This window comes from Maribacter sp., from assembly GCF_016744255.1.
GTDB lineage: Bacteria > Bacteroidota > Bacteroidia > Flavobacteriales > Flavobacteriaceae > Maribacter_B.
Genome location: NZ_JADGES010000102.1, coordinates 1 through 11,648, shown reverse-complemented (window position 1 = coordinate 11,648; position 11,648 = coordinate 1). Strand labels below are relative to the sequence as shown.

Below are 11,648 nucleotides of genomic sequence, written 5' to 3'. Positions count from 1 at the left end.
CCTAAGCCTATTAGAGGAAGAAACAAATGAGATAATGGAGCTAAATCTCCCGAAGCTCCAACGGAACCTTGGGAAGGGACAATTGGTATTGCGTTATTTTCAATATGCCATAAAATTCGGTCTAGCGTTGTTTCGGCTATTCCAGAAAACCCTTTGGCTAATGATTGTGCCTTTAAGATGAGCATTAGTTTTGCAATCTTTGTAGCAATTGGTTTACCAACACCGACACTATGGCTTTTTAAAATATTAGTTTGTAATATTTGGGTTTCCTCTTTAGATATTTTGGTGGTACATAGTGGGCCAAACCCAGTATTGATACCATAAACAGCTTCGCCTTTATTTACAATAGCGGTTACTTTTTTGGCACATATTCTAATTTTATCTCTTTGTTCTGCTGAGATTATGGCTTTAGTATTCCCATCTGCAATAGATAGTGCAATACTGCTTGTAAGCCAATCTTCTCCTAAACGAAATGTAGAAACCATATTTTTTTACTTTTATAATCACAAAATTATTGATTATTTTTGATACCTACCAATACCATCTAATTCACATGTAATACCTATGGGTTATCAATTAGAATTGCGTCATTTTAAGTATTTTATAGCAGTAGCAGAGGAATTACACTACCGTAAGGCAGCGGAAATACTATGTATATCGCAGCCTGGACTTAGCAGGCAAATAAAACAAATGGAAGAAATTTTGGGTATACAATTGTTTATTCGGAGTAAAAAGAAAGTATCTTTAACGGCAGCCGGGGAATATTTAAAAGTGGAATTAGAATTTATTTTAAATCATTTAGAGGTTGCTACAAAACAACTAAAAATTATTGATGGTGGAGAGTATGGAGAGGTAAGGATTGGTTTTTTGGGCTCTGCAATGCAAAATGTAATTCCTAATTTGTTGGTAAAATTAAAAGATAATTTCCCTAGGATTAAAACGAGTCTAGAAGAGTTGTCTAACGGTGCTCAAATAAATGCTATTGTAAAAGATAAATTAGACTTAGGCTTTATTCGTTTGTCTAGGGTACCCGAGGGTTTAATTAAGAAAACAGTACAAGAGGATACTTTTTCCGTTGTTTTGCCAGAATCTTACCCTATTTTAACCAGGGATTTTGATAGTGTTGAAATATTAAAGAATGAAGATTTTATAATGTTTTCGCAAGATTATAGTCCTTTGTATTACGATACGGTAATGAGTATTTGTGAAGAAGCAGGTTTTACCCCAAATATCTCTCATAAATCAGTACATGCGCATACCATTTTTAAGTTAGTAGAGAACAATTTAGGAGTGGCTATAGTGCCTACGGCATTACAGTATGGGTTTCATATGCGCGTAAAATTTATAGAGTTAAAAAATATACCGCAACGCGCTATACTTTCTGCAGTATGGAAAGAAGATAATAGGAACAAGGCATTATCTAATTGTACAGAAATGCTATTTTTAGATGAAAAATAATCCTGTATTAAATACATTAGATGTATCCATTTTACTGGCCTTAAGCTGTTTTTAACATTAACCCGTATTATTAGTTAAGGTTAAAAGCCTTAAGATAATAGTTCCCGAAATTTTACCAGAACAAGCAATAAACACATTTGTAATTCGTTAAATCAAAAAATCTAGATTAAATGAAGTTCTTTTTTACTAAATTAGTAGTATCCATGAGTGTATTTACCCTTCTCTTTTCTTGTAGTAAAAGTGATTCTACACTCTTAGACGAGGTTCCAAATAAGGTTTCTAACCTATCTGCTGAAGCCAAAAATGAAAAAATACTATTAACATGGGAAAACCCTGTGGATAATGACCTTGATAAAATAGTTATTAGTTATAATGGTATAACAAAAGATATTGTAAAAACAGAAAATTCTTTTTTAGCGGAAGATTTAATTAATGACAAAGAATATGCTTTTAATTTGTATGCCATAGACATAGGAGGAAATAAATCTCCAATTGTTTCAATAAATTCTATTCCAAAAGGGTTTGTTTCCAGTTACAATGGAATGGAATATAGTTCAGGAACCTATTTTATTGATAAAGGAAGTTATACCCAACAAATAATTATTAACGGCACGGATTATAAAAATTCCTTTACCAATTCGCAAGGTGTAAAATTTATTAGAGATGGAAAATTAATAAAAAATGAAAATGGAACTTTTACCTATGATTATGAATATTATGGAATAAGAGATGGGAAAAAAGATCATCGTGCATTCATTGTAGATATAACCAATATGGTTTTGTCTTTTGAATATAATAAAAGGATACGTTTAGCTTCGGTGGTTTATGAAAAAATAGAAGGAGATGCTAAATTTTTGACTGGAAAATATAAAACGTTTAAGAATACGTCTTCTGTAGATCAATTAAATGCTAATGAAAATGTAGAGTACCTTTTAGAATATAAAGCAAATGGGGAAGTTATAGAAACTTCTTATGGTAATGAAACTAAAGATACTTGGACAAATCAAGATATTCTTAATGAAAATGTAATTTTTGTTATTTATAACTCAAAAACCTATTTGATAAAATCTCCAGAAGATTACATTATAAAACAATAAATTCATTATTTGTTATGAACTTTATATTGATTTTTATGTTTGCTTATAAAGCATACTTGGTTACTGTCCCAAACATTCATTAGTAAAAATCCTTATAGAACCTATTAGAAAAAGCACACTTTCTTTTTACAGAAGGATGTCATAAGTCTCTTTGTCATCTGTTATTTTGCCATCGGTAATGTCTACATAAGCAGAAAAATGTCTATCATAATCTAGTGGTGAATGTATTTTATGGTTGAGTTTGCTGTCCTAAACTTTTCTGTAGAATGTAATAGTAATCTCTAAAAAAAATCTCAACTTCTATTTTAATAATTCAATGTGGATTATGATGAAGTTTTGAGTATGCTTAAATTATTTGTAATGGAGAACAGACCATTGCTGATATTGCGTACGGATTGACTATTGGTAAATGGACAAACTAGTATTAAAAACAACTGGAGCCAATTTGTAAATCCTTTTTGAGGTTTATCTCTTTGATGTACATTAATTAGCTTCTTGAATTTTCATTTATCTAGTTTGGAGGTGATTTGGGAAAACAAAGTTATATTTATCCTCGGAGGAAGGAACAATTTGGTGTTGTATCGCAAAAGATATTTGAAAAACAAGATTCCTTTTCTCTTTTTAAACGTTTAGGACGTTATTGAAGAAGGATATAAGCTTATTTAAATAAATTAAAGATAAATGATTTTTGATATTATAAAAAAGAGACGTTCCATTTTTCCGGTGCAGTATAATGATACACCGATTGCTAAAGCTGATATTCAAAAAATATTGGATGCTGCCAACTGGGCGCCAAGTCATAAGAAGACAGAGCCATGGCGGTTTAAAGTTTTACAAGGGGATAAGAAAGTGGAGTTAGGAGAATTTTTATCCAACACCTATATTGATATTACAGAAAAACCTAAGCAAGTAAAATCGAAAAAACTTATAGAAAATCCTAAAAAGGCTGCAGCAATAATAGCTATTTGTATGCAAAGAGATCCATTAGAAAGTGTTCCAGAATGGGAAGAAGTAGCAGCTGTTGCTATGGCAGTACAGAATATGTGGCTTTGTGCTACAGAAATGGGAATTGGTAGTTATTGGAGCTCTCCTGGACTTATAAAATACATGGACGAATTTTTCGATTTAAATGAAGGGGAAAAATGTCTTGGGTTTTTCTACATGGGTTATTTTGATGGGGAACATCCAGAGGCAATTAGAAAACCTATACAAGATAAAGTAGAGTGGTTGTAATCATGAGTTTATTCTTTTTTGAATAGAAAAGTTTTACCTTCTTGTTTTAAAGTCATCTCGTTTTGTTCTGTATGGAACTCTAATCGAATGCCTGCGGTAGTAAATTCAAATACATTCCATTCTGTAGCCTTCAAAGGAAAAGAACTTTGACCCGTAGCTTGGGCAATCAATGTGTTGTCATTTTTAGAGATGGTTATTTTTAAAGGCATTTGGTTACTGCTGTATATTCCCAAAAAGTTATCTAAATCTTTTGACTTTAAAGTAATGTTTTTAAAAGTAGGTATAGTAAAAGGTCTTTTATAATAACTACTTAAGAGGGCTATTGCAATATTGTTGTTGACATAATTATTACCATTGGATGTAAGTGAAATAGCTAAATTATCTTTAGGGAAATAATAGGAAAAGGATGAGAAACCATCAATGCCTCCTGTATGACCGAACCCTTTTTGGTTATGGAATGGAACTTGGAAAATTCCTAACCCCAAACCATCAGTTATTGTTGTCATTAAGCCAATACTCTTTTTAGTAATAATTTTTTCTTGAAATAACCCAGTATAAAATGTGTTTAAATCTTTTGGAGTAGAGATTATATACCCAGCTCCTAAAGGAATAGACATATGTGTTTCTTTGCTGATGTACCATTTTTTTAAAAAAGTATACGAGTTACATTCTTTATTAACGAGATTAATTTTACCCCCAACATAAGTGTCTTGTAGACCTAATTGATTTGTTATTTTTTCTTTTAATAGTAAGGCGTATGGTTTCTGGTATATGTCTTCTAAGATAAAAGTCAACAAGACGTAGTTGGAATTACTATATGAGCTTTTGGTATTAGGAGCAAAGTCGACTCCTTTTTCTTTTATTATATCTAATAATTCGGCCCTAGTTTTGGGTAAATGGCTATAAAAGCTGTATTTGGGATTGTTTGTAAAATTGAATATACCACTTCGGTGATTTAAGAGGTTTTTTATGGAAATACTCGTTGCGTTTTTAATATTTGGAAAGTAAGTAGCTATGGTATCCGATAACTTTAATTTATTTTCTTCGATTGCCTTAAAAATAAGTGTTGCTGTAAAGGTTTTAGAAATGGAGCCTATTCGGTATTTGGTTTCTGTTGTAGCTTTAAGATTCGTTTTTATGTCTGCAAACCCTATTGCTTTAGCATAAATAGTTTTTCCGTTTTCGGATATAGCTACGCTACCCATGAACTTGTTTTTCTCTTCTAGAATATCAAACAAACTATCTAATTTTTTAGTGTTTCGTTGTTGACTAAAAGAAGTTATAGAAAGAAGAAGAAAAATTAATAAGGCATACTTTTTCATACTACTAAAAATAAGGAAATAAAGCGTTTCTGTATTCCCATGTTTTAGAAACAAACAATCCTAAGAATACAATAGAAACTACAAATTTTAAAAAGGTTCCAGTAAGGAAACCAAGAAAAGAACCAAAAGCAGCCTTAAGGGCTGTTTTTTGGTCAGCGTTATTTAATAACTCTCCTAATAAAGCACCTACAAAAGGGCCAATAATTATGCCGCCAGGAATAGGAGCAATAAGCCCTACGATTAGCCCAACAGAGGTGCCTATCATACCTGCTTTGGTGCCTCCAAATTTTTTAGTTCCTAGTGCTGGGATTATATAATCTAATGCCCACACTACTAAAGCAACGACCAAAGTTACTCCCAATACCCAGTTATCTTTAGGAACAGCATTGGTTAAATACAATGCTAATAGTCCTAACCAACCTATTGGTGGTCCAGGAAGTACAGGTAAAAAACTGCCAACGATACCTGTAAGCATTAATATAAAACCAAGTAGGAGTAGAAAGATGTCCATTTTATTTTTTCTATAAGACGAAAATAGAATGTTATTGTTACACATACAAGGGCTATTTTTAATCGCGGGGCGATAGCCCATTTGGGTTTAATTTCGGGAGGCTTGCGTGGAAGTAATAAAAGAAGATCCCTATTTAAAATCTTATGCCTTCTGGTCATTTATCAAGTTTAAAACTAAAGTATTAGTTTAAACTAAATATTTAGTTATATTTGTATCAACTAAAAAATTAGTTGATTATGAAACAGCTTACAAAAGCAGAAGAAGAGGTAATGCAAATGATATGGAAACTACAAAAATGTAATGTAGCATCTATAATAAAAGAATTGCCCGAGCCCAAACCAGCATATAACACAGTTTCTACGATAGTTAGAATACTAGAAGGAAAAGGTTTTGTAGATCATGAAAAAGCAGGAAAAGGACATTTTTATTTTGCTTTGGTACCTAAGTCGGACTACAGCAATCAGTCTATAAATAAATTAGTAGACGGTTATTTTCAGGGTTCCTTTAAGAGTATGGTATCCTTTTTTATGAAGAAAAACGATATGAGTCTTACAGAACTAGAGGCTATTTTAAAGGATATCAAAAATGCTGACGAGTCGTCAGAGACAAATAAAAAATAAAGTAATTAATTTTTTTCTTATGTTACAATATATCTTAGAATGCATTGCGTTTCAATTACTATTTTTAGTAGTCTATGATTTGTTTTTAAAGAACGAAACTTTCTTTCAAAAAAACAGAGTCTATCTTATAGGTTCTTATGTTCTATCTATAATCCTTCCAGGTATAAAAATTGCTGCATTTAGAACTAGTTTACCTGACGATTTTATTGCCTATCCGGAGTATTTATGGAATATGGATGGCGAAGGAGTACAAGTATTAGAATCTACTAATTCTGGTCTTTTTAGTATTTCGTGGGAGTATGGAGTTTTATCAGGAGGAATGTTTTTTGCATCTCTGTTATTTGCCTATAAATTATACCAAATACGTAGATTAAAAGTAGAGGGAGAAGTGCATTATTTTAAAACATTTACTCAGGTTTTAATACAAAAGAGTTCTGTTGCTTTTTCTTTTTTTAAAACCGTCTTTCTGGGCGACCAAATAAAAGAGAGAGACTATGAGAATATTCTAAAACATGAGTTGGTACACATAAATCAAAGACATTCTTATGATTTATTGTTTTTTGAAGTTATGCGTATAGTTTGTTGGTTTAATCCTATGGTATATCTATACCAAAAAAGAGTAGCAGAATTGCACGAGTTTATTGCCGATGCTGAGGTTGCAAAAACGAATAAAAAAGAGCAATATCAGTTATTACTATCTCGAGTTTTTCAGACCGAAAACATATCCTTTATTAATCAATTTTTTACATCATCATTAATCAAAAAACGAATAGTTATGTTACAAAAACAGAAATCAAAAAAAAGTTATCAGTTAAAGTATTTACTATTAGTGCCACTTGTAGTAGGAATGTTGTTTTATACTTCTTGTGAAACTACTGTAGAAAAGGAAAATAAATCAGAAAGCACTAAGTTATCGAGTTCTATGACAGAAGAAACGATTTCTTTTGCAATAGTTGATGAAGTTCCTGTTTTTCCAGGCTGTGAAAATGAGAAAGAACCTAGAGTTTGTTTTAATAAAAGGATGCAGAAACATATTAGCAAAAATTTCAGGTATCCTTTAGAGGCACAAGAGTTAGGTGTTCAAGGCAGAGTCAGTGTAATGTTTAGAATTTTAAAAAACGGAAAAATTTCGGATTTAAAAATGAGAGGTCCACATGAATTACTAGAAACAGAAGCAAAACGTATTATATTGAAACTACCCAAAATGCAAGCGGGTATGCATAATGGAGAGAATGTAGATGTTTATTATTCTATACCTATAACCTTTAAATTAGAATTTGGTAAAGCTAATATGCCAAAAAAAGAGAATTCAACAACAGATGTTCCTTTTGCTGTAATAGATAGTGTTCCTGTTTTTCCAGGTTGCGAAAATGTAAAAAATAAAAGAGCTTGTTTTAATACAATGGTACAGAAGCATATTAGCAAAAATTTCAGGTATCCTTTAGAAGCACAAGAAAAAGGAATTCAAGGTAGGGTTAGTGTTATGTTTACTATTTCTAAAACAGGAGAGATAATAAACATAAGAAAAAGAGGTCCAAACGAATTACTAGAAGAGGAGACAGTCCGTATTATATCCAAATTGCCAGTGATGAAACCAGGAGTACATAAAGGGAAAAATGTAAATGTTCCTTTTTCTATTCCAATAACCTTTAAATTAAAATAGGATAATGAGGTAAATAATAACTCCAAAGGCATAAAGGTTCAAGATAACACATCTATATTAAAAAAAGATAATCCTCCATTGATTCTAGTAGATGGTGTAGAGACTTCCAAAAAAGAAATGGAAAAAATAAATCCTAAAAAAATGGCATCGATTAATATTTTAAAGGACCAAATGGCTATTAAAAAACACGGAGTTAAAGGTGAAAATGGGGTTATAGAAATTACTTTAAAAAAGTAGCAATAGAAAGGATTGTGTAATGTTTAAAATCCGAAGAGAAATCTTCGGATTTTATTTTTCTAGTCATTTGTTAAGAACTATAATGAAATGAATTAGTTTTTAGGATGAAGCAAATTCATTTTAACAAAGATTAAAGTCCTTAAAATATTGTAATTTGCCCCTAGAATAGTGCAAAATGAACAAGGTTTGGGTCTTTCTGGTAATATGCTGCATGGCTTCTTGCAACCCTTTTGTTTCTAAAGAGGAAAAGACACGCCAATTGGTAAATAAAGAGTTATTAGAGATGGATTGGAATGCCATTGACAATTACCCTCTTTTTTATACTTGTGATGAAACGGCATCTAAAGCAGAACAAAAAGCATGTTTTGAAAACGAATTAGTAGCACATTTTTCTAAAACATTAAAAGAGTTTGAATTTACTATTACCCCAGAGATAGATACAACAGTATATGTTATTTTTGTGATTGATACTATTGGAAAAATAAAGGTTTTAGATATAGAGAAAGATGCAGAAATTATAGAACAAATGCCAGAGTTTGATGGTGTAATAATACAAAGCCTAAAGAGCTTACCAGAGATAGACCCTGCATTAAAAAAAGGAATTCCTGTTACTACAAAATTTAGAATTCCAATTGTATTACATAGCAATTAAAGAAACTTGGCAAACGAAAGAATAATATTAGGAATAGATCCAGGAACCACCATAATGGGTTTTGGAGTCATTAAGGTGGTAAATAAAAAGATGGAATTTGTTCAAATGAACGAGTTGCTCTTACAGAAATATAAAGACCCTTACACAAAATTAAAACTTATTTTCGAAAGGACTATAGAGCTTATAGATACGCATCATCCAGATGAAATAGCTATAGAAGCACCTTTCTTTGGTAAGAACGTGCAATCCATGTTAAAACTAGGAAGAGCACAAGGAGTTGCAATGGCAGCAGGTTTATCTAGGCAAATACCAATTACGGAGTATTTGCCAAAGAAAATAAAAATGGCTGTAACGGGTAGTGGTAATGCTAGTAAGGAACAGGTAGCAAAAATGTTACAAAGTGTTTTAGGTCTAAATACTTTGCCTAAAAACCTAGATAGTACCGATGGTCTTGCAGCAGCGGTTTGTCATTTTTATAACTCTGGAAGAGTAGAAATTGGTAAGAGTTATAGCGGATGGGATGCTTTTGTGAAACAAAATGAAGGTAGAGTTAAAAAATAAAATTACAAAAGAGTTATGGGTATGGGTGACAAAAAAATAGATAGAATTTTAAAACTCATCTACTTTTTTATTGGAATAAAAATTGCCGTTTTCGCTTTTGTAATTTCACTACTTGTGGATTTGGCTTATAAGCCAATCAATATGATTTTGTCAGTTTCCTTAGCGGCTCTTCTGGTAGGAATTCTAGTGCTTTTATATTTTTTAATAGCACTTGTTTTTAATACTGAGTTATTAGAGAGAAAAACCAGTCGTTCATTAGTAGGTATTGTCGGAATGATGGTTGGTTTGGTACTTGGGTCTATGTTAGTATGGGTTCTTCTTTATAATTTTAATTAATTAACCAGTGTCAGGAATATATATACATATCCCATTTTGTAAGCAAGCATGTCATTATTGCGATTTTCATTTTTCTACTAGTTTAGCAAAAAAAGAGGCTATGCTGTCTGCTTTGTGTAAGGAATTAGAGCTCCGAAAATCCGAGTTTAAAAATGAGGTGGTGCAAACCATTTATTTTGGAGGCGGCACACCATCGGTTTTAGAAACCAAAGAAATAGAACAAATATTAGAGGTGGTTTACGATAACTTCCAGGTTACGAAAAATCCTGAAATTACTTTAGAAGCTAATCCAGATGACCTTACAACCGAAAAACTAGAACAACTCCATGCATCAGACATTAATAGATTAAGTATTGGGGTACAATCCTTTTTTGAAGAGGATTTAAAATTAATGAATCGCGCACATTCTAGTAGACAAGCACATCAATCTTTAAAAGAGGCAACAAACCTTTTCGATAATATTTCTATCGATTTAATTTATGGGATGCCTAATATGACAAAGGAACGTTGGTTGCAAAACATAGAGAAAGCACTGTCTTACGGTATTCCGCATATATCTAGCTATGCATTAACTGTAGAGCCTAAAACCGCCTTGGCTAATTTTATTAAAAAAGGGCAATTACCACCTTTAGATGAGACTCTGGCTCAAGAGCATTTTTTTATCTTAAAAGAACGGTTAGAGGCAGAAGGGTTTATAGGATATGAAGTTTCTAATTTTGGGAAGCCTAATTATTTTTCTAAGAATAATACAGCCTATTGGTTAGGAAAAAAGTATATGGGTATAGGACCTTCCGCACATTCTTATGATGGACGGAATAGAAGTTGGAATGTGGCCAATAATCCTAAATATTTAAAAGGAATAGAGGCTGAGGAACTTCCTGCAGAAATAGAAAAACTAACCATAACCGATAGCTATAATGAGTATGTTATGACTGGTTTACGAACTATTTGGGGAGTTTCATTAGAGAAAATTCAATCAGAATACGGAGATGTTTATTATCAATACATAGTAAATCAATCTAAAAAACATATATCGGAAGGTTTAATAAAGAGAGAGAAGGATGTTTTGTTGGTTACTCCAAAAGGCGATTTTTTAACCGATGGAATTGCTTCCGATTTATTTATGGTTAAATTAGATTAGAATTAAGCGTAAAATAGTAATTGAAAAAACTCTATGTTAGCAACCATTCAGCATAAGACAAAAACCGTAAAAATTAATTTATCCCAACCGTTAGATATTTCTATACCTTTAAAAGGAGGCGCATCTAATGTAAACGCTTGGTATGTAAAACATCCAACGATAGAACCACATACCGACGGAAAATTCATTGGAAAAGTTGGTAAAGGCAGTTCTACCAATTTTAATAACATTACGTTTAATCCACATGCGCATGGAACGCATACAGAATGTTTTGGGCATATTACAGAAGATTTCTATTCTGTAAATGAACAGTTAAAACAATTTTTCTTTTTAGCGGAGGTAATTACTGTCGCACCAGAAGCTTTGGGAGAAGATTTTATAATTTCAAAAAAGCAATTACAATATGCTTTTGGGAATAAAAAAAGAGAAGCAATTGTAATACGTACTATTCCTAATTTAGGGGATAAAAAAGAGAAGCAATACTCCAATACCAATCCGCCATATATAACAGAAGAAGCGGCATTGTTTTTAGTCGATAAAGGAATACAACATTTGTTAATAGATTTACCATCGGTAGATAAAGAAAAAGACGATGGAGCGCTTGTAGCTCATAAGGCTTTTTGGAATATACAGGGAGAAGTGAGAAAACAGGCTACTATAACAGAGTTCATATATGTAAATAACAATATTGAAGATGGTACGTATATGTTAGATCTACAAATAGCACCATTTTATAATGATGCTTCTCCAAGTAAACCTATTTTATATAAAGTGTTAACCAAATGAAAAATAGCCTAAAGATAGAAGGATTTTGCAT

14 protein-coding genes and 1 pseudogene are annotated in these 11,648 nt (G+C 31.8%); 11 read left to right on the top strand and 4 right to left on the bottom strand.

Annotation, left to right across the window (positions count from 1 at the left end):
* Nucleotides 1–485: aromatic amino acid lyase (locus tag QZZ51_RS14085; RefSeq protein ID WP_291870767.1), on the bottom strand; the 485-nt coding region annotated here is incomplete at its 3' end.
* 79 nt (nucleotides 486–564) lie between these two features.
* Between QZZ51_RS14085 and QZZ51_RS14080 the strand changes: the two genes are divergently transcribed.
* On the top strand, nucleotides 565–1,458 hold the full coding sequence (locus QZZ51_RS14080) for a LysR family transcriptional regulator (RefSeq protein WP_291870765.1): 894 nt from the start codon (nucleotides 565–567) through the stop codon (nucleotides 1,456–1,458).
* A 170-nt stretch (nucleotides 1,459–1,628) separates the two neighbouring features.
* Nucleotides 1,629–2,555: a fibronectin type III domain-containing protein gene (locus tag QZZ51_RS14075; protein WP_291870763.1), complete on the top strand. Its 927-nt coding sequence runs from the start codon at nucleotides 1,629–1,631 to the stop codon at nucleotides 2,553–2,555.
* A gap of 323 nt (nucleotides 2,556–2,878) precedes the next feature.
* Here the strand turns inward: QZZ51_RS14075 and QZZ51_RS16675 are convergent.
* Nucleotides 2,879–3,046, bottom strand: a pseudogene (locus QZZ51_RS16675) (DUF4372 domain-containing protein); the annotation flags it as partial.
* 190 nt (nucleotides 3,047–3,236) lie between these two features.
* Here QZZ51_RS16675 and QZZ51_RS14070 point away from each other — a divergent pair.
* Nucleotides 3,237–3,788, top strand: coding sequence for a nitroreductase (locus QZZ51_RS14070; protein ID WP_291870761.1), 552 nt, complete (start codon nucleotides 3,237–3,239; stop codon nucleotides 3,786–3,788).
* A gap of 8 nt (nucleotides 3,789–3,796) precedes the next feature.
* Here the strand turns inward: QZZ51_RS14070 and QZZ51_RS14065 are convergent, their stop codons facing one another.
* Nucleotides 3,797–5,110: a serine hydrolase domain-containing protein gene (locus QZZ51_RS14065; protein ID WP_291870760.1), complete on the bottom strand. Its 1,314-nt coding sequence runs from the start codon at nucleotides 5,108–5,110 to the stop codon at nucleotides 3,797–3,799.
* Between the two features lie 4 nt (nucleotides 5,111–5,114).
* The gene (locus QZZ51_RS14060; RefSeq protein ID WP_291870758.1) at nucleotides 5,115–5,621 is read right to left on the bottom strand and encodes a DUF456 domain-containing protein; all 507 of its coding nucleotides are present in this window, start codon (nucleotides 5,619–5,621) and stop codon (nucleotides 5,115–5,117) included.
* 236 nt (nucleotides 5,622–5,857) lie between these two features.
* Here QZZ51_RS14060 and QZZ51_RS14055 point away from each other — a divergent pair, with 236 nt between their 5' ends.
* The 8 genes from QZZ51_RS14055 to QZZ51_RS14020 all read left to right on the top strand — a co-directional run bounded on the left by QZZ51_RS14055 (nucleotide 5,858) and on the right by QZZ51_RS14020 (nucleotide 11,617).
* Nucleotides 5,858–6,241: a BlaI/MecI/CopY family transcriptional regulator gene (locus QZZ51_RS14055; RefSeq protein ID WP_291870756.1), complete on the top strand. Its 384-nt coding sequence runs from the start codon at nucleotides 5,858–5,860 to the stop codon at nucleotides 6,239–6,241.
* 19 nt (nucleotides 6,242–6,260) lie between these two features.
* A complete protein-coding gene (locus QZZ51_RS14050; protein ID WP_291870754.1) occupies nucleotides 6,261–7,904 on the top strand; it encodes a M56 family metallopeptidase in 1,644 nt (547 codons plus the stop codon).
* 78 nt (nucleotides 7,905–7,982) lie between these two features.
* Nucleotides 7,983–8,141, top strand: a complete 159-nt coding sequence (locus QZZ51_RS14045; protein WP_291870752.1) for a hypothetical protein — start codon at nucleotides 7,983–7,985, stop codon at nucleotides 8,139–8,141.
* Nucleotides 8,142–8,316: 175 nt separating this feature from the next.
* Entirely contained in the window at nucleotides 8,317–8,793 is a 477-nt protein-coding gene (locus QZZ51_RS14040) for a hypothetical protein (protein WP_291870750.1), read from the top strand.
* Between the two features lie 6 nt (nucleotides 8,794–8,799).
* Nucleotides 8,800–9,354, top strand: coding sequence for a crossover junction endodeoxyribonuclease RuvC (gene ruvC, locus QZZ51_RS14035; protein ID WP_291870748.1), 555 nt, complete (start codon nucleotides 8,800–8,802; stop codon nucleotides 9,352–9,354).
* 21 nt (nucleotides 9,355–9,375) lie between these two features.
* On the top strand, nucleotides 9,376–9,690 hold the full coding sequence (locus tag QZZ51_RS14030; protein ID WP_291870746.1) for a hypothetical protein: 315 nt from the start codon (nucleotides 9,376–9,378) through the stop codon (nucleotides 9,688–9,690).
* A 7-nt stretch (nucleotides 9,691–9,697) separates the two neighbouring features.
* Complete coding sequence (hemW, locus tag QZZ51_RS14025) at nucleotides 9,698–10,831, top strand: radical SAM family heme chaperone HemW (protein WP_291870744.1); 1,134 nt, start codon at nucleotides 9,698–9,700, stop codon at nucleotides 10,829–10,831.
* Between the two features lie 33 nt (nucleotides 10,832–10,864).
* Complete coding sequence (locus QZZ51_RS14020; RefSeq protein WP_291870742.1) at nucleotides 10,865–11,617, top strand: cyclase family protein; 753 nt, start codon at nucleotides 10,865–10,867, stop codon at nucleotides 11,615–11,617.
* The last annotated feature ends 31 nt before the right edge of the window (nucleotides 11,618–11,648 follow it).

Excerpts from the sequence above, each read along its gene's own strand:
- QZZ51_RS14080 (WP_291870765.1), top strand. The coding sequence starts at position 565 with ATGGGTTATCAATTAGAATTGCGTCATTTTAAGTATTTTATAGCAGTA.
- QZZ51_RS14075 (WP_291870763.1), top strand. The coding sequence starts at position 1,629 with ATGAAGTTCTTTTTTACTAAATTAGTAGTATCCATGAGTGTATTTACC.
- QZZ51_RS14070 (WP_291870761.1), top strand. The coding sequence starts at position 3,237 with ATGATTTTTGATATTATAAAAAAGAGACGTTCCATTTTTCCGGTGCAG.
- QZZ51_RS14065 (WP_291870760.1), bottom strand. The coding sequence starts at position 5,110 with ATGAAAAAGTATGCCTTATTAATTTTTCTTCTTCTTTCTATAACTTCT.
- QZZ51_RS14060 (WP_291870758.1), bottom strand. The coding sequence starts at position 5,621 with ATGGACATCTTTCTACTCCTACTTGGTTTTATATTAATGCTTACAGGT.
- QZZ51_RS14055 (WP_291870756.1), top strand. The coding sequence starts at position 5,858 with ATGAAACAGCTTACAAAAGCAGAAGAAGAGGTAATGCAAATGATATGG.
- QZZ51_RS14050 (WP_291870754.1), top strand. The coding sequence starts at position 6,261 with ATGTTACAATATATCTTAGAATGCATTGCGTTTCAATTACTATTTTTA.
- QZZ51_RS14040 (WP_291870750.1), top strand. The coding sequence starts at position 8,317 with ATGAACAAGGTTTGGGTCTTTCTGGTAATATGCTGCATGGCTTCTTGC.
- QZZ51_RS14030 (WP_291870746.1), top strand. The coding sequence starts at position 9,376 with ATGGGTGACAAAAAAATAGATAGAATTTTAAAACTCATCTACTTTTTT.
- QZZ51_RS14020 (WP_291870742.1), top strand. The coding sequence starts at position 10,865 with ATGTTAGCAACCATTCAGCATAAGACAAAAACCGTAAAAATTAATTTA.